13 protein-coding genes are annotated in these 17,880 nt (G+C 70.4%); 9 read left to right on the top strand and 4 right to left on the bottom strand.

Annotation, left to right across the window (positions count from 1 at the left end; genetic code table 11):
• The first annotated feature begins 396 nt into the window (after nucleotides 1-396).
• Both ABZX90_RS27045 and ptsP read left to right on the top strand, forming a co-directional pair.
• Nucleotides 397-846 (top strand): PTS glucose transporter subunit IIA, encoded by a 450-nt coding sequence (locus ABZX90_RS27045; protein WP_351132381.1) that lies wholly within the window; start codon nucleotides 397-399, stop codon nucleotides 844-846.
• A gap of 77 nt (nucleotides 847-923) precedes the next feature.
• Nucleotides 924-2,594 carry a phosphoenolpyruvate--protein phosphotransferase gene (gene ptsP, locus ABZX90_RS27040; RefSeq protein ID WP_355208879.1) on the top strand — a complete coding sequence of 557 codons (1,671 nt, stop codon included), beginning with the start codon at nucleotides 924-926 and terminating at the stop codon, nucleotides 2,592-2,594.
• A 96-nt stretch (nucleotides 2,595-2,690) separates the two neighbouring features.
• Here the strand turns inward: ptsP and ABZX90_RS27035 are convergent, their stop codons facing one another.
• A complete protein-coding gene (locus ABZX90_RS27035) occupies nucleotides 2,691-3,584 on the bottom strand; it encodes a hypothetical protein (RefSeq protein ID WP_355208876.1) in 894 nt (297 codons plus the stop codon).
• Between the two features lie 22 nt (nucleotides 3,585-3,606).
• Nucleotides 3,607-4,815 carry an MFS transporter gene (locus tag ABZX90_RS27030; RefSeq protein ID WP_355208873.1) on the bottom strand — a complete coding sequence of 403 codons (1,209 nt, stop codon included), beginning with the start codon at nucleotides 4,813-4,815 and terminating at the stop codon, nucleotides 3,607-3,609.
• Between the two features lie 111 nt (nucleotides 4,816-4,926).
• Between ABZX90_RS27030 and ABZX90_RS27025 the strand changes: the two genes are divergently transcribed.
• Nucleotides 4,927-6,246 carry an aminotransferase class I/II-fold pyridoxal phosphate-dependent enzyme gene (locus ABZX90_RS27025; protein WP_355208870.1) on the top strand — a complete coding sequence of 440 codons (1,320 nt, stop codon included), beginning with the start codon at nucleotides 4,927-4,929 and terminating at the stop codon, nucleotides 6,244-6,246.
• Here the strand turns inward: ABZX90_RS27025 and ABZX90_RS27020 are convergent, their stop codons facing one another.
• On the bottom strand, nucleotides 6,247-8,211 hold the full coding sequence (locus ABZX90_RS27020; protein ID WP_355208867.1) for an acetoacetate--CoA ligase: 1,965 nt from the start codon (nucleotides 8,209-8,211) through the stop codon (nucleotides 6,247-6,249).
• A 213-nt stretch (nucleotides 8,212-8,424) separates the two neighbouring features.
• Between ABZX90_RS27020 and ABZX90_RS27015 the strand changes: the two genes are divergently transcribed.
• Nucleotides 8,425-10,794: a TIM-barrel domain-containing protein gene (locus tag ABZX90_RS27015; protein ID WP_355208887.1), complete on the top strand. Its 2,370-nt coding sequence runs from the start codon at nucleotides 8,425-8,427 to the stop codon at nucleotides 10,792-10,794.
• Between the two features lie 3 nt (nucleotides 10,795-10,797).
• Here ABZX90_RS27015 and ABZX90_RS27010 read toward each other — a convergent pair whose 3' ends face one another.
• Nucleotides 10,798-11,334, bottom strand: a complete 537-nt coding sequence (locus ABZX90_RS27010; RefSeq protein ID WP_355208864.1) for an NUDIX domain-containing protein — start codon at nucleotides 11,332-11,334, stop codon at nucleotides 10,798-10,800.
• Between the two features lie 273 nt (nucleotides 11,335-11,607).
• Here ABZX90_RS27010 and ABZX90_RS27005 point away from each other — a divergent pair, with 273 nt between their 5' ends.
• From ABZX90_RS27005 to glpK, 5 genes are all read left to right on the top strand, one after another.
• Entirely contained in the window at nucleotides 11,608-12,033 is a 426-nt protein-coding gene (locus ABZX90_RS27005) for a zinc ribbon domain-containing protein (protein ID WP_351132465.1), read from the top strand.
• A 28-nt stretch (nucleotides 12,034-12,061) separates the two neighbouring features.
• Entirely contained in the window at nucleotides 12,062-13,252 is a 1,191-nt protein-coding gene (locus tag ABZX90_RS27000; protein WP_351132395.1) for a lipid-transfer protein, read from the top strand.
• A 235-nt stretch (nucleotides 13,253-13,487) separates the two neighbouring features.
• Nucleotides 13,488-15,131, top strand: a complete 1,644-nt coding sequence (locus ABZX90_RS26995; protein WP_355208861.1) for a GGDEF domain-containing protein — start codon at nucleotides 13,488-13,490, stop codon at nucleotides 15,129-15,131.
• A gap of 345 nt (nucleotides 15,132-15,476) precedes the next feature.
• Nucleotides 15,477-16,217, top strand: a complete 741-nt coding sequence (locus ABZX90_RS26990) for an MIP/aquaporin family protein (protein ID WP_351132399.1) — start codon at nucleotides 15,477-15,479, stop codon at nucleotides 16,215-16,217.
• Between the two features lie 77 nt (nucleotides 16,218-16,294).
• A complete protein-coding gene (gene glpK / locus ABZX90_RS26985; RefSeq protein WP_351132401.1) occupies nucleotides 16,295-17,815 on the top strand; it encodes a glycerol kinase GlpK in 1,521 nt (506 codons plus the stop codon).
• Nucleotides 17,816-17,880: the final 65 nt, after the last annotated feature.

The following is a 17,880-nucleotide window of genomic DNA, read 5'->3' as shown; positions in this document are numbered from 1 at the left end:
CCGACTCTATCAGACCGTTTCCGTATCCGATTTCCTCGGTGCTTTCCAGGTTCCCGCTTCCGCGTTTCCCTTTCCGGCGAGTCCGACTCTATCAGTGCTTTTCCTTCTCTCTGACCGCCGTCCCGCAGACATGCGGAACGAGACCCCGAGATAGGATCTGACAAGTTGGGTGCTGCCGGGCAACGACGCTTGGTCACGCCGCTCAGCCTCAAGCAGGGGTCCGACTCTACACGGAGGTCGGGAGCAGGCGCAAATCGTTTGCCCTGTGCCCTACGGCCGCGAACCGTGATCTCTCGTGCGGAAGCGGCACTTCATATGACATACCCTGCTCAAAAGTGTGCCGTCCGGGACAGGCAGTGACGGCCCATATAGATCTCCACCCCTGGGAGGCTTCCCATGACCACAGTGACGTCCCCTCTTGCAGGACGCGCCATCGGACTTGCCGCGGTACCGGACCCCGTGTTCTCCGGGGCGATGGTCGGCCCCGGCACGGCGATCGACCCCGTGCGTGAGCCTTCGGAGGCTGTCGCTCCTGTGGACGGAGTGATTGTCTCGCTCCACCCGCACGCGTTCGTCGTCGTCGACAACGAGGGCCACGGCGTGCTCACGCACCTGGGCATCGACACCGTGCAGCTCAATGGCGAGGGCTTCGAGCTGCTCGTCAACAAGGGGGACACCGTGACGCGCGGCCAGAGCGTCGTGCGGTGGAACCCGGCCGCCGTAGAGGCCGCCGGCAAATCCCCGGTGTGCCCGATCGTGGCCCTCGAAGCCACGGCGGACTCTCTCTCCGACGTTCGCGAGGACGGCGATGTGAAAGCCGGCGACGAGCTCTTCGGCTGGCAGTGACATCAACGCTGTCGTAGACAGCGCGTTCGACAAACCATCACGGCGGCGGACCCGCCGCACTATCGGAGACGGGTGAGATGGAGACAACGCTGCGAGGCGTCGGCGTGAGCCACGGTGTGGCGATCGGCGAGGTTCGGCACATGGGAACGGCGGTTCTTGAACCGCCGGCCAAGCAGATCCCTGCGGAGGACGCGGAGCGCGAACAGGGGCGTGCCCGCAAGGCCGTGGAGGCTGTGGCAGCCGACCTGATTGCGCGCGGCAATCTGGCGGGGGGCGAAGCCCAGGCGGTACTCGAGGCCCAGGCCATGATGGCCCAGGACCCCGAGCTGATGGCCGATGTGGAACGGCGGATCGCCGTCGGCAGCACGGCCGAGCGTGCGGTCTACGACGCGTTCGCCGCGTACCGGGCGCTGCTGGCCGGCGCCGGTGAGTACCTCGCCGGACGTGTGGCCGATCTCGACGACGTGCGGAACCGTATCGTCGCGCGGCTGCTGGGCGTGCCCATGCCGGGCGTCCCGGACAGCGACGAGCCCTACGTACTCATCGCGCGTGACCTCGCGCCGGCCGACACGGCGCTGCTGGACCCGACCCTGGTCCTCGGCTTCGTCACTGAGGAGGGCGGGCCGACCAGCCACAGCGCGATTCTGGCGCGTGCGCTGGGTGTACCGGCCGTCGTGGCACTCCCCGGCGCCGGTGAGCTCGCCGAAGGCACCGTGATCGCGGTGGATGGCAGCACGGGTGAGATCTTCGTGGAGCCGAGCACGGAGAAGAAGGCGCAGATGGCGTCCGCGGCGGCCGAGCGCAAGGCGGCACTCTCCGCCTCGACGGGACCCGGTGCCACCTCCGACGGGCACAAGGTGCCGCTGCTCGCCAACGTCGGCGGTCCTGCGGACGTGCCCGCGGCCGTGGAGGCCGGTGCCGAGGGCGTCGGTCTGTTCCGTACCGAGTTCCTCTTCCTCGACGACAGCAAGCAGGCGCCGTCCGAGGAGAAGCAGGTCGAGGCATACCGACAGGTGCTCGAGGCCTTCCCGGAGGGCCGGGTCGTGGTCCGGGTCCTCGACGCGGGCGCGGACAAGCCGCTAGACTTCCTGACTCCGGCCGACGAACCGAATCCCGCGCTCGGTGTCCGGGGTCTGCGTTCGCTGCTCGACCACCCCGACGTGCTGCGTACGCAGCTCACCGCCCTCGCGAAGGCTTCGGAGGGGCTGCCGGTCTATCTCGAGGTGATGGCTCCGATGGTCGCGGACCGCACGGACGCCAAGGCGTTCACGGACGCGTGCCGTGCGGCCGGGCTGCGGGCGAAGTTCGGCGCGATGGTGGAGATTCCGTCGGCCGCGCTGCGGGCGCGGTCGATCCTGCAGGAGGTCGAGTTCCTCTCCCTGGGGACCAACGACCTCGCGCAGTACACGTTCGCCGCCGACCGGCAGGTGGGCGCGGTGTCCCGTCTGCAGGACCCGTGGCAGCCGGCGCTGCTCGACCTGGTCGCGCTGTCCGCCGAGGCGGCGAAGGCCGAGGGCAAGAGCTGTGGCGTCTGCGGTGAGGCAGCGTCGGACCCGCTGCTCGCCTGTGTGCTGACCGGTCTGGGTGTCACCTCCCTCTCGATGGGTGCTGCGTCGATTCCCTATGTACGGGCCACGCTGGCCAAGTACACGCTGGCCCAGTGCGAGCGCGCCGCCTTGGCCGCACGTGCCACAGACACGGCGGAAGAGGCGCGCACCGCGGCCCAGGCGGTGCTGTCCGGCGAGTAGCCCGTCCCCGCCGTCGACCCCGGCGGCGTCGTTGGCGGTAAAGCGGTAAGCGGTAAGAGGGGCGCTCCATCCACGGATGGGGCGCCCCTTTAGCGTTCAGTGCGTGTGGCCTGTCCCCCTTGCCTCGTCTCCCAGGTCGGGCGGTGCGCAATAGTCGACGCCCGATTCCGGGGAGACCAGGTCGCCGGATTCGACATCGGTGCAATAGGCGTCGAACACCTCCGCGGCGGTGAGGGGCTCCAGGCAGTCGCCGCGCAGACGCCATCCGTAGACGTGGTCGGTGGTGTCGGGTGTGGTGGTGCGCATGACGAGGCCACCGGCGCTCCGGGTGGCGATGCCGAGGGCCAGAACAGTGGTGAATTCGAGGGCTTCGGATTCGTCGAGGCGCGTGGCACCTTCGGCGGGTCCCTCTGCTCGAAGCACGGCGACGAGTGTGTCGGGTGCTGTCGAGACGCTGCATACGAGGTGGAGGTCTCCAGGCCTCGCGGTGTCGACGATGCGGGTCAGCAGCTGGGCGGCTCGGATGAAGGAGGCCCGTCCGATGTCCTCTCCGCAGGTCGCGCAGGTGCCGATGCGGGCGAGGAGTGTGGTCGCGTACTCCCAGGTGGCTCGTCGGACCGCTTCGTCGACGAGATCCGGGACCAGCTGGTCGAGGGGCTGTCCGTCGTAGGGAACGGTGGGGCCGTTCGCTGCCAGGAGCGCGGTGAAGCGGGTTCGGCTGGCCGGGGCGTCGGGTTCCAGGCCGCTTTCGGCGCAGAATTCGGCGTACTCCTCGGGGTCGAAGAGGGCCACCGTGGTGTGGCTGCCCTGGGCGGCGAGGGTCCTGAGGAGGGCTTCGACCTGTTGGAGATAGGTCGTGTGGTCGTCGAAGGCGAAGGTGCGGTAGCGCCGCATCGCCCGGAAGTCCTGTTCGTCGGTCAGCAGGCCGATGGTGCCGGCGATCTCGCGGCGCAGGACGCGTCGCATGGTGTGGTGCTGGGTGTGCGCCATTTTTCCCCCTGTGCACAGTCGATCAATGCTCACTCACAGTAACGGGCGGCACTGACAATGCGGGGTGGGAGAGCCGGTCACGCACGACGCGATGCTGAAACAGGCAGGTCAAAGCTATGGTCGCGCCGAAGAGGGGCCAACCGAGGGGGCCGGCGGCGATTGCCGCGGTGACGGCGAGTGGTCCGAGGCTGCGTTGCACGGCCTGGGCCAGTCCGTGGACGCCGAGGTAGGCGCCCTGTGCGGTGTCGGGGGCCAGAGCCACGGAGAGCTCCCAGGAGACGGTGGCGTGCAGCATCTCCGCCACGGTGAAGGCCGTGGCCGCTGCGGTCAGGAAGAGGGTTGCGGTCACGACTCCCCCCGTCGCGGAGAGTGCCATCGTGAGGCCTCCGATGGCGAAGACGGCGGAGAGCGGGATGAGCAGTGCCCGGGCCGCGGTCGTGGTCGCGCCGAACCGGGCCAGGGGGACCTGGAGGGTCACGACCATCACGTTGTTGAGGACCATCAGCAGAGGTGCGAGGCCGTGGGGTGCACGGTCGGAGTGGGCGATCCACAAGGGCAGTCCGACCTTGAACACGGCGTCGTCGAGGAAGAGGACGGTCTCGGTGGCCACGTAGGCGAGGTACGTGCGGTCGCGCCAGGGACTGGCCGGTCGCGTCGCGGGGGCGGAGTCCTTCGATGTGGCGATCGTGCGGGTGGCCGAGGGCGGTTCGCCGCAGCGGGCGGTCGCGAGGGCGACGGCCACGAACGAGACGGCGTCGCCCGCGAGCAGCCACTGGTACGCGGCGGTGGTGCCGATGGTGAGGGCCCCGGCCGCGACGAGGCCTCCGAGGGCCCAGCCGGCGTTGGCGACGGTTCGGTTGACCGCTTGGTAGCGGACACGGTCGGGTCCCGAGACGCGGATGGCGTAGAGCTTGGTGAGGACGTTCGCGGCACGGTCGCCGAGGCTGCCCGCGGCGGAGAACGTCAGGAGGAGGGCGTAGTTGTCGGTGGTCAGCAGCGCGAAGGAGGCGAGGGCGCGCAGGAGTTGGAGCGCGATCAGGACGTGGGTGAGCGGCAGACGGTCGGCGAGGCGCCCGCCGAGGGGTGCGCCCGCTATGCCGACGGCTCCGGCCGCGGCGACGAGGGTGCCGATCTGCGCGACCGAGAGACCGGTGACGTAAGTGAAGTACAGGACGGAGACGGATGCCCACAGGCCGCTGCCGATGCGGTCGATCAGGGCGATCCAGAGCATTCTGCGGCCGTCGGGGCCTCCTGGAATTCGTGTCGACCATGCGGCTGCGTGGCGCATCGGACTCACTGCTCCCCCTTGCCTCAGATTATGTATTGATACATACTCAGCAACGTGGCAACACAATATAGGATCAGTGGTACGACGGCCAAGGGAATTGCCGCGTCCGTCGAACGAGGCGTGGCTGAAGGTGCTTTGGAGCCGGGCACGGCACTGCCTCCGGTGCGGATCCTGGCCGAACGGCTCGGCGTGAGCCCGGGGACGGTCGCGACGGCGTACAAGGAACTGCGGCGGCGCGCGATCGTGGTGACCCGCGGGCGCGGCGGGACCGTGGTCGCTGCCGCGCCCGCGGTGGCGTCACGGCGTCCGCCCCGTGTGCCCGACGGGCTGCGCGACGTGGCGGGCGGGCATCCGGACCCCGAACTGCTCCCCCGTCTGGTTCCGCCGTCGCGGCTCTCTCCCGGTGCGCGCTCGCATCGCGGCACACCGCGTCTGGAGCGGTTGGAGCAGGCGGTGCGCGCCTGGCTGGAGCCGGACGGAGTGCCGGCGGAGCACGTGACGTTCGCTCATGGTGCGCTGGATCTGATCGGGCGGCTGCTGTCGGTGGAGTTGCGTCCGGGGGACGCGGTCGCGATGGAGGACCCCGGCTATCACCATCTGCTGGATCTGGTCACGGCGCTGGGACTGCGCACCGTTCCGGTGGCCGTGGACGACCAGGGCGTCCGCCCCGAGGCCCTGCGTGCGGCCCTACGGGCGGGAGTACGCGCGGTGGTGTGCAGTCCGCGAGCGCAGAATCCGTACGGCGGCAGCTTCTCGAGGGCACGGCGGGACGCCCTCGTCGAGGTGCTGCAGGAGGAGCCCGATGTGCTGGTCGTGGAGAACGATCACGCGTCGTCGGTCGCCGACGCGCCGCTGCACACCCTGACCGCGGGCGGCCTGACGCGCTGGGTCCATGTGCGGACGGTGAGCAAGTTCCTGGGGACCGATCTGCGCTGGGCGGCCGCGGCGTGCGATCCCACGACTCTGGCCCGGCACGACGGTCGCCTGCTGTTGACGTCGGGCTGGGTCAGTCATCTGCTGCAGGAGACGGTGCACGGGCTGATGACGGACGAGGGCACGCGCGCGTTGGTGGCGCGCGCCCAGGAGACGTACGCGCTGCGCCGCGGTGCCCTCGTCCGTGAGCTCGCCGACCGCGGCATCGAGGCCCACGGCGTGAGCGGACTGAACGTCTGGGTACCCGTGCGGGACGAGTCGGCCGTGGTGAACGGGCTGCGTTCGTACGGATGGTGGGTCGCGGCGGGTGCGCGCTTCCGGACCTCGGCCGCGCCCGGCGTACGCATCTCGGTCGCGGAGCTCACACCCGCCGACGCCCTGCGCCTGGCCTCGGACTTCGCCGCGGTGCTCGGCGAGTCCGAGGCCACCTACGGAGGCTGATCAGCCGCGCTTGCGGGCCAGCTCCTCGTAGAAGCGCAGGAGCTCGACGTTGTCCACGGAGCCGACGTTGACCGCCTTCTCCATGGGGGCGCCCTGGAGAAGGCGCTTGACCGGCACCTCGATGCGCTTGCCGGTGAGGGTGTGGGGCACTCCGGGTACCTCGATGACCTCGTCCGGGACGTGGCGCGGGGAGAGCTGCTCGCGGATCGTCTGCTTGATGCGGTTCAGGAGCGCCTCGTCCAGGACGGCTCCGGGCGCGAGATGGACGAACAGGGGCATCCAGTAGCCGCCGTCGGGCTGCTCGATGCCGATGACGAGCGATTCCTTGATCTCGGGGAGTCGCTCGACGGCTTCGTAGATGTCGGCCGAGCCCATGCGCACGCCCTGCCGGTTGAGCGTCGAATCGGAGCGGCCGTGGATGACGACCGAGCCTCGGGAGGTGATGGTGATCCAGTCGCCGTGGCGCCACACTCCGGGATACGTGTCGAAGTAACTGTCGTGGTAGCGGCTGCCATCGGGGTCGTTCCAGAAGCGGATCGGCATCGAGGGCATCGGGTTGGTGACGACCAGCTCGCCGACCTCGTCGATGAGGGGCTTTCCGCTGGGGTCCCAGGACTGGAGGTCGGTGCCGAGGCCGGCGGCCTGGAGTTCGCCGACGTGGACCGGGAGCGTCGGTACCGCTCCCGCGAAGCAGGAGCACACATCGGTGCCACCGCTGACTGAGGCGATCCACAGGTCGTCGCGGACCTCGTCGTGCAGCCAGCGGAATCCGTCGGGCGGCAGGGGCGAGCCGGTGGTGGCGACACACCGCACGCGCGCGAGGTCGAAATCGCGCGAGGGGTGGACGCCCGCCTTGCGACAGGCCATGACGTAGGCGGCGGACGTGCCGTAGAGGGTCGCTCCCGTGCGTTCGGCGATGCGCCACTGGGCGCCCGTGTCCGGGTACCCGGGGCTGCCGTCGTACAGGACGATCGTGGTGCCCGTGAGCAGGCCGGAGACGAGGAAGTTCCACATCATCCAGCCGGTGGACGTGTACCAGAAGAAGCGGTCCTCGGGGCCCAGGTCGCAGTGCAGGCCGAGCTGCTTGAGGTGCTCGACGAGGATGCCGCCCTGGGACTGGACGATGGCCTTGGGGAGGCCGGTCGTCCCGGAGGAGTAGAGCACCCACAGAGGGTGGTCGAAGGGGACCGGTTCGAAAACGGGCTCCACGTCGGCGGAGGTCAGGGCCGACCAGTCCAGGGCGCCTTCGGGTGCCTCGGTGCCCAGCAGCGGGATGTGCACGACGGCGCGCAGGGTGGGCAGTTCACGGCGCAGTTCGGCGACCGCGTCGCGGCGGTCGTGCTCCTTGCCGCCGTAGCGGTAGCCGTCGACGGTGAAGAGGACCACGGGTTCGACCTGCTGGAAGCGGTCGAGGACGCTGCGGGCGCCGAAGTCGGGGGCGCAGGACGTCCAGACACCGCCCACGGCGGCTGTGGCCAGCAGGGCGACCACGGCCTGGGGGATGTTCGGGAGATAGCCGCTGACGCGGTCTCCCGGGCGTACGCCGAGGGTGCGCAGCTCGGCGGCCAGGGAGCCGACCTGGCGGCGCAGGGCGGACCACGTCACGGGGACGGACTCGTGGCTCTCGTCGACATACAGCAGGGCCGGTTCGTCGGCCCGGGTCTCCGCGGCGCGCAGGGCGTGCTCCGCGTAGTTGAGGGTCCCGTCTGGGAACCATGCCGCGCCGGGCATGGAGCGGTCGCCGAGTACGCGCGCGTAGGGGGTCGAAAACCGTACGTCGAACCACTCGGTGACGGCTTTCCAGAAGGTGTCCAGCTCATCGACCGACCAGCGGTGCAGGGCCGCGTAGCCGCCCTCGGACGGGGCTCCGTGCCGTTCGGCCGCCCAGGCCTGGAACTTCGTGATCTGCGCCTGGGCGATGACCTCATCGTTGGGCTGCCAGAGCGGTGCGGGCTGGGTGGACATGGGGCGGCTCCCGGACTGTGCGCGTCGTGTGCGTCGGTCGCGCACGAGCGGGGGTGTGCGCGTCACGCGGCTGACACGGACGATGCCATGTGATCGACTTCTGCACCAGGGCACGCCACACATAGTCCGCCACATGAAGATGTGGCGTCGCTACAGGTGAACGGCAGTTGAACGGCTCACTCATCGGGCGCCGATAGTGGCAGGGTGAGCAGCATGGACGGTCGTGACCTGGTGCGTTCGGTGAAAGCGGTCGGCTCGGGGGGTGCCACTCAGGGGTTGCTCACAGTGCGGGCCGCGTGGCGTAGGAGGCGTGCCGACGCCACCGGGTTGCCGCAGCGGGGCGCCGAGCGGGCGCGGGTGCCCGGGCCGGTGCTCGGGGTGGAGCCGGGCCCCGGCGGCGGAGTCGTCCGCTTCACGCGGTCGGAGCTGCGGATCACGGTCGCGGTGGGCGGAGCGGTGTTCTGGGGCTGGGACGCGGTGGCGCCGGAGCCGTCGTACGCCCTCGCGGGCCGCTGCCCCGAGCCGGACCCGAGGGCTGTCCTGGAACCGGACAAGGACGGCGGCTGGCGGGTCGTGGCCGAGCGGGTCACGGTCGTGGTCTCACGGCACGGCGAGGTCCAAGTACTCACCCCCGGAGGGGTGACCCTGCGTCGCGATCTGCCGCCCCGGTGGTGGGAGCCCGTCGACGGCGGCGCGGCCCGCTGGATGCAGCGCTCCGAAGTGGCGGCCGACGCCCGTTTCTTCGGTCTGGGCGGGCGAGCGGCGGGTTCCCGGCTGCGCGACGGGACGTACCGGTTGTGGAACACGGACCCCGGGCAGGCCTTCGGTCCTGGCGACGATCCGCTGTACATCACGATGCCCGTGCAGATGGTGGTCGCCGACGCGGCCACGCACCTGGTGTTCCACGACACCACGTGGGACGGCACCGTGACCTTGCGCGAGGGCAAGGAGGGCGCCGGCTCCGGGCACGACCGGGCCGGATCGTGCGAGCTGCGCATGGACGGCGGCCCGCTGCGCTGCTGGGTGATGGTGGGGACTCCCGCGCGCGTGCTGCACGCCTGGGCGTCGCTGACCGGCCCGGCCGCGCTGCCGCCCGCATGGGCACTGGGGCACCAGCACGCACGGTGGGGCTTCGGCACCGAGCAGGAGGTGCGGCGGATCGTGGCGGGCTACCAGGAGCGCGGCCTGCCGCTGGACGCCGTGCACCTGGACATCGACCACTACGACGCCCATCAGGTGTTCACCGTCGATCGCGACAACTTCCCGAAGCTTCCCGTGCTTGCTGAGGAACTGCGGCGCGACGGAATCCGTCTGGTGTCGATCATCGACCCGGCGGTCAAGGCCGAGCCGGGCAACGCCGTGTACGACAGCGGCCTGGCCGAGGACGCCTTCGTGCGGGATGCCTCGGGGCAGCTCGTACGGGGGGTCGTGTGGCCCGGAGAGTCCGTCTATCCGGACTTCACGCACGCGGGGACTCGTGCGTGGTGGGGCGGGCTCTACAAGGAGCGGCTCGCGCAGGGGTTCGCGGGGTTCTGGCACGACATGAACGAGCCGACGTCGTTCACGGCCTTCGGGGAGTCGACGCTGCCGCGTTCAGCCCGGCACTCCCTGGAGGGCCGCGGCGGTGACCACCGTGAGGCGCACAACGTGTACGCGCTGGGCATGGCCCGGGCCGCCTACGAGGGGCTGCGTGAACTGGTGCCCCAGGAGCGGCCGTTCCTCTTCTCGCGCTCCGGGTGGGCGGGACTGCAGCGCTACGGAGGGACCTGGTCGGGGGACGTGGCCACGGGCTGGCCGGGGTTGCGGGCGTCGTTGTCCCTGGTGATGGGGCTCGGGCTGTGCGGGGTGCCCTATTCGGGACCCGACGTGGGCGGCTTCGACGGCAGCCCGTCGCCCGAGCTGTATCTGCGGTGGTTCCAGCTCGGGGCCTACCTCCCGCTGTTCCGTACCCACGCGAGCCTGCGGGCCGGGCGCCGGGAGCCCTGGGAGTTCGGGGACGAGGTTCTGGAGCACGCGCGCGTGGCGCTCGTCGAACGGCGGCGGCTGCTCCCGTACTTCATGACGCTGGCGCACATGGCGCGCCGCACGGGTGCCCCTTATGTCCGGCCGTTGTGGTGGGGTGCGCCTGAGGACCGGGCGCTGCGCGACTGCGAGGACGCCTTCCTGCTCGGCGACAGCCTCCTCGTGGCACCGGTACTGGACCATGGGGCGGACCGGCGGGCGGTGCAGCTGCCGCGGGGGCGTTGGTACGACACGGCCACCGAGGAGGCGTACGAGGGGGCGGGGCAGGTGCTGATCGACGCCCCCCTGTCGCGGATTCCGGTGCTCGCGCGGGCCGGTACCGTCCTGCCCGTCCGCGGTGGGGACGGTGGGCTGGAGCTGGAGGCGTGGGCTCCCGCGCGCGGGCGCAGCGGAGGTGGGCTCGTCGTACCGGACACGGGCGACGGTTGGGAGGAATCCGAGGCCGAACGCTACGTGACCCGTTGGGAAGGGGATGAGGTGGTGGTGCGACGGGCCGGCGGCCAAGGGGGCCTCAGCGAGCCGCCGTATCCCGTACGAGTGCGGGGGCTCGGGGCACACTGACCGTCAGATGTACCGCCCCTCGAACCAGGCCCGGGCCGCCAGCGTGTGGAGCGGGAAGGCGAGTTCGGCCGGCCTGCGCAGCAGATGCCAGCCTTCCGTCTCGTCCGTGCCCGCGGACTGCGGCAGTTCGGCGGCGGGGCGTTCCGGGAGGAGCCCGAAGAGCAGGAGATGGCCCGCGGGAGAGCTCATGGCGTCGGCGAGCCGCACTTCCCTGCTCGGCGCGTCGATGCCCGTCTCCTCCTTGAGTTCACGCACGACGGCGTGCCGCCAGTCCTCCCGGTGGTCGATGAACCCCCCGGGCAGGGCCACTCCCCCGCGCGCGGGAGGGATGGTCCGGGTGATGACGACCAGGGCGGTGCCCCGGTCGTCGTACACGGGCTGGAGGGCCACGGCGACCGGCAACGGATTGCGGTAGGCCACCGTGCCGCAGGCGGCGCAGGTGCGAGGCCAGCCGGAGATGCCCTCGCCGTAGCGGGCGCCACAGCTCGAGCAGTGTGAATCGGGCGCGAAGTCGGCGGGTGGGTGCGGGGTTGCGGACACGCCGCGGACTGTAGCCGATCACCGGACGGACGTCTTCAGGACGGCCGGAGAACGGTCGTCATCGGGGTGGCTCGGACGAGGTGGCCGGAACCACCCCCGTGCGCCCCGGCCGTCCCGACGGGTACTGAGACGCCGCGCGGCTCCCGTTCGTTCGCCCCGGCGGCCTGGAGCCCTGCCGTCCTGCCCTGCCCAATTCTCGTTGCCCGTGGCACACTTCTGACGTCCCGTCAGATCCAGTGTCGTGGAGGGATTTTGTCGCGCACACGCACACCCGTGGTCGCCGGATGGTTCACCGGCGAAGGGAACGACTTCCGTCTGCTCGGCACCCGTTGCTCGATGTGCACCTCGGTCTTCTTCCCCCGCGAGGACGCCTTCTGCCGCAATCCGGGGTGTCCGGGCGATGAGCTGGCCGAGGTGGCACTGTCCCCCCGTGGCCGCGTCTGGTCGTACACGGACAGCCGGTACCGACCCCCGTCACCCTATGTGACCGATCCGGAACTCTCCTGGAAGCCCTACGCGTTGATCGCTGTGGAGCTGGAATCCGAGCGCCTCGTGGTCCTCGGCCAGGCGGCTCCCGGGATCACTGTCGCCGACCTGGCGGTGGGCATGGAGGTGGAGGTCGTCCCCGGTGTGCTGCACGAGGACACGGAGACGACCTGGACGACTTGGCACTGGCGGCCGACCGGGGTGACGGCATGAGGGACGCGGGGCGGACGGGGGTGGCGGCGTGACCGGTGATGTGGCGGTGCTCGGCGTGGGGATGCACCCGTGGGGCAAGTGGGGGCGGAGTTTCGTCGAGTACGGGGTTGTGGCGGCGCGCGCGGCACTGGCCGACGCGGAGATCGACTGGCGGGACGTCGACTCGATCGTGGGCGCGGACACCGTGCGCGGAGGCTATCCGGGGTACGTGGCGGGGGCGACGTTCGCGAAGGCGCTCGGTTGGCAGGGAGCGCGCGTCGCGAGCGTGTACGCGGCATGCGCGTCCGGGGCGCAGGCACTCGGCACGGCGCGTGCGCAGATCCTCTCGGGTCTCGCGGACGTGGTCCTCGTGGTGGGCGCCGACGCGGCACCCAAGGGGTTCTTCCGCCCCGCGGGCGGAGACCGGCCGGACGATCCGGACTGGCTGCGGTTCCGTGTCCTCGGGGCGACGAATCCGACGTACTTCGGGCTGTACGCGCGCCGCCGGATGGCTCTGTACGGAGACACTCCGGATGACTTCGCCCAGGTCAAGGTGAAGAACGCGGCGCTGGGAGCGCTCAACCCCTACGCGCGCTACCGCAAGAGGGTCACCGCCGAGGAGGTCTCAGAATCGGCCGTGGTCTCCGATCCGCTGCGGCTGCTCGACATCTGCGCGACCTCCGACGGTGGTGCGGCCGTGGTGCTGGCCGGCATGGAGTTCGCGCGCCGGCACGGGGCATCGGAGCCCGTGAGGATCCGCGCGGTGTCGACCGTGACGCCGCGCTATCCCAGCACGGTGCTGGATCTTCCGGACATCGCCACGGACTCCGCGGTCGCGGTGGAACCGGCGGCCGGCACGTTCCGGGCGTCGATCGCCCGCGCGGCGTACGAGGAGGCGGGTATCGGTCCCGAGGATGTCTCCTTCGCCGAGGTGTACGACCTGTCGACCGCCCTGGAGCTCCAGTGGTACGAGGACCTCGGACTCTGCGGGGAGGGCGAGGCCGCGAAGCTGCTGCGAGAGGGGGCCACGACGCTCGGCGGGCACATACCGGTGAACGTCAGCGGCGGGCTCGCATCCTTCGGAGAGGCCGTTCCGGCGCAGGCCATCGCCCAGGTGTGCGAGCTGACGTGGCAATTGCGGGGCGGCGCGGGTGACCGGCAGGTCGCGGGGGCGCGTGTGGGGATCACCGCGAACCAGGGGCTGTTCGGACACGGCTCCTCGGTTGTGGCGGTGCGGTAACCCCGCGTGGGTCCGCGCCGGTTCTGAGAAGGACTGGTCCTTCCACTGCCGACCACGAGGGTCGCCCCTGTGCCCCTCCTCACCCGGGCGAAGCCGCGCTCACCACCTGTCCCGGTGGACGGTGTACGCGGCGCGTCCGGACACGCGTACGCACACATCGTTACGACCTCGAAATCCTGCGTGAACACCTTATGAATCGCGCACCGGCGTACGCCAGTAGCGGCACTATGATGCTGTGCCCTCCTGGACGGATACTGTCCGCTTCGCCTTCCAGCCGGTCGTCAATCTGACGACCGGAGGGGTCGCGGCGCTGGAGATACTCGCCCGTCCGGAATCCGGAGACATCCTGGCGCAGGCCCGCCGTGACCCCGAACTCGACGGCCGGCTGGCCGCGTTGGCGATCCGGGCCGCCGCCCGCAAGGAGACGCTGCTCCCCCTGCATGTCAACGTGTTCGCCGGAACCCTGGCCGATCTGGGCAGGCTCTCGGCACTGCGGAACGAGGTGCGGGAAGCCGGGCGGCTGCCCTGGGAGGTCACGGTCGACATCGGCCCCCCGTACACGCACGTGCCGCAGCACGCCCTCCTGGAGGCGGTGGCCGCGGTGCGCGGCGAGGGCTTCCGGATCTGCGCGGACGGGATCGGGGACGGCGACGTACCGCTGCGGCTGCTGACGGACCTCGCGCCCGAACTGATGAAGCTGGACGTGTCCCTGCTGTCCCGGCCCGCCGCTGTGCGCGCGATGCGGACCCTCTGCGAACAGCTGGGCGCGCTGCTGTCGGTCGAAGGCGTCGAGACGGAACTGCAGTGCGCCGCCGCGGTGTCGGCGGGCGCGCAACTCGCGCAGGGCGAACTGTTCGCGCCGCCCGCCCGGCTGCCATCGGCGGACGTATACGTTCCGGCGCTGCCGCCCGGCGTCGGCACCTCGCCCCGGTCCGGGCCGTCCGTACGGCAGTTCGTACGCCCGGCCGCGCTGCTGCCGACCACGGCATCGGCCGGTCAGGTCAGAGCACTGCTCACCGGGTCGCCCGACGTGTCCGGGGTGCTGCTCGTGGACCCTTCCGGGATTCCGCTCCGGTCGGTGCACCGGTCACGGTTCCTCTTGTCGATGTCCGGGCGCTACGGGCACGCGCTGTACGCCGATCGACCGGCCGCCAAGCTCGGTGATCCACCGCGTACGGTCGGCGTCGACGCCACGGCCTGGGAAGTGCTCGACGTCGTCGCGGACGGGGATCGGGACCGTACGTCCGACGATGTCGCGGTCGTCGACCGGTACGGGCGGTGCGTGGGCGTCGTACGCCTCGCGGACCTCGTACGGGCGCTGTCCGAGAACCGGGTCGAAGAGGCGGCGGGGCTCAACCCGCTGACCCGGTTGCCCGGTTCGGACGCGATCACCGGGGAGGTGGACCGGCGGATCTCGGACGGCCGGGTGTTCGCGCTGAGCTGGCTGGACGTCGACCACTTCAAGCAGGTCAACGACGGAGCGGGGTTCGCGGCCGGCGACGAGCTGATCCGGGCGGTGGGGCGGGCGTTGCAGCTCGTGGCGTCCGAGGCGACGCGCGTCGGGCACATCGGCGGCGACGACTTCCTGGTCCTCGCGGACCCGGCCGCCCTCGATCCGCTGGCGGCCTCGGTGCTCGACACACCCTGGGCCGCGGGCGGCCGCGCCGTCACCCTTTCGCTGGCCACGGTGCTGTGCGCCCCCGGCACTGTGAGCGACCACCGGCAGGCGGCCGCTTGCCTGGCCCCCCTCAAGCAAGCCGCCAAGGCTCTGGACGGGGCGAGTTGGGTGCTGGGGCGCGCGGGGCTGCCCGGTCATGAGATCCGCCGCGGCACGGGAGCCGCGCCGATGGAGCCGTACGGGCAGACGCTGACCGGCTGACCGGAAATGGTCCACAACCATGACGCCGGCGTCCCTCCGTACCGCGTCCTCTTTGCGCCCTGGAACCGTTGCGGTCCGCGACCTTGACGCCCCCTGGGCGCCGGTGAACACTTCCGGGTGTCAGTCGGCATCGCCGCATTCGGGCGTCTTCAAGCACCGCACCGCTCGGGTCTCCGACCTGTACCCAGGCCGTCCCCCACGGGCGATTCCGCTGCGACGGCACGCTCGTCACGGACGCCGGGCGGGGCGCGGGATCTCCCTGCCTTCGGCTGAAGTAGCCATGGGAAACGCACCCCTGCACGGTGGCCCGGAGCGGATCGCCCCGGGCGAGGCCTAGGAGCCGCCATGAGCAACGGAGACATTTTTGTCGGCGAGTTGATCGGCACCGCGATTCTGATTCTCTTCGGCGCGGGTGTGTGCGCCGCTGTCACCCTGAACAAGTCCAAGGCCCAGGGAGCGGGTTGGGTCGTCATCGCCTTCGGGTGGGGCTTCGGCGTCCTCGCCGGCGCGTACACCTCGGCGCCGCTGTCGGGAGGCCAGATCAACCCGGCGGTCACCATCGGATTCGCGATCGAGGGTTCCACGAAGTGGGAGGACGTGCCCTTCTACATCCTCGGGCAGTTCGCCGGAGCCATCATCGGCGCGGTCCTGTGCTGGCTGCTCTACCTCGGCCAGTTCAACCTCAACGCCGAGGAGGACAAGGCCATCGAGACACTGGGAATCTTCTCGACGCGACCCGAGATCGACAACCCGGTGCAGAACCTGATCACCGAGATCATCGCCACCGCCGCCCTGATGCTGCCCATTCTCGGGCTGGTAGGCGGCAGCAAGCACGTCGCGGGCATCGGCAACGCGGGCCTGCCGGTCCTGCTCATCTCCTTCCTCGTCGTCGGGATCGGCCTCTCGCTGGGCGGCCCCACCGGGTACGCCATCAACCCGGCCCGCGACCTGGGGCCGCGCCTCACCCACGCACTGCTGCCGATTCCCAACAAGGGCACCTCGGAGTGGAGATACTCCTGGATTCCGGTCGTCGGCCCGATCGCGGGTGCCGCCCTCGGCGCCGTGATCTACAACGCAGCCTTCTGACGAAGCGCAGCCTGCCCGAAAACACAGCCTCCTGACGAGAACGCAGCCTCCTGACGAAGAACACGTAAGGGGACGTCATGACGGACAACGCCGAGAAATACGTCGCCGCAATCGACCAGGGCACCACCTCGAGCCGCTGCATCATCTTCAACCACGCCGGCGCGATCGTCGCCGTCGACCAGCGCGAGCACCGCCAGATCTTCCCCAAACCGGGCTGGGTGGAACACGACGCCACCGAGATCTGGTCCAAGGTGCAGGCCGTGGTCGCGGGAGCGATCGCCAAGGCCGGCCTGCGCGCCGACCAGCTGAGCGCGCTCGGCATCACCAACCAGCGTGAGACGACGGTGCTGTGGGACCGCGCCACCGGCAAGCCCGTCCACAACGCGATCGTCTGGCAGGACACCCGTACATCGGCGCTCTGCAACGAACTGGGCGGCTCGGACGGCCAGGACCGCTTCCGCGAACAGACCGGCCTGCCCCTGGCGAGCTACTTCTCGGGGCCCAAGGCCGCCTGGCTGCTCGACAACGTCCCGGGCCTGCGCGCGCGTGCCGAGCGCGGTGAGATCGCCTTCGGCACCATCGACTCGTGGCTCATCTGGAACCTGACCGGCGGCACGGACGGCGGGCGGCACGTCACCGACGTGACCAACGCCGGACGCACCATGCTGATGAACCTGGAAACCCTCCAGTGGGACCCGTCCATCCTCTCCGCGATGAACGTCCCCGAAGCGGTGCTCCCCGAGATCAGGTCCTCCGCCGAGGTGTACGGGACCGCCGTGGGCCAACTGGGCGGTGTGCCGGTCGCGTCGGCGCTCGGCGACCAGCAGGCGGCGGTCTTCGGGCAGGCCTGCTACGACGTCGGCACGGCCAAGAACACCTACGGCACGGGCAGCTTCCTGCTGCTGAACACCGGAAACCGTCCCGTTCCCTCCAAGAACGGACTGCTGACGACCATGGGCTACAAGATCGGCACCGAGGCGCCGGTCTACTGCCTCGAAGGATCGATCGCGATCACGGGCGCGCTGGTGCAGTGGTTCCGCGACCAGTTGGGCATCATCCGTTCCGCCGACGAGATCGAGACGCTGGCGGCGAGCGTCGAGGACAACGGCGGCGCGTACATCGTGCCCGCCTTCTCCGGCCTGTTCGCCCCGTACTGGCGCTCGGACGCGCGCGGCGTGATCACCGGTCTCACGCGGTACGTCACGAAGGCGCACCTCGCGCGCGCGGTTCTGGAGGCGACGAGCTGGCAGACGCGTGAAGTCGTGGACGCCATGTACCAGGACTCCGGGGTGCAGATCACCACCCTGAAGGTGGACGGCGGAATGACCAAGAACAATCTGCTGATGCAGCACCAGGCGGATGTTCTCGGCGTGCCGGTGATCCGTCCGAAGGTCTCCGAGACGACCTGCCTGGGCGCCGCGTACGCGGCGGGACTCGCGACCGGGGTGTGGAACGACCTCGACGAGCTGAAGACGCACTGGCAGAAGGACGTCGAATGGACACCGGCCATGGAGGCCTCGGTGCGCGACCGCGAGTACCACAACTGGCGCAAGGCGGTGGAGAAGAGCTTCGGCTGGCACGACGACGCCATCGGCTGATCCAGACGTCCGTGCCCGCGCAGGTGGGCGCGGAACAGGTGTCCACGCGCGCGTGCGTCTCGCGT

The organism is Streptomyces sp. NPDC002935 (assembly GCF_040611295.1).
Classification (GTDB): Bacteria; Actinomycetota; Actinomycetes; order Streptomycetales; family Streptomycetaceae; genus Streptomyces.
This window is presented reverse-complemented; position numbering and strand designations above follow the sequence as displayed.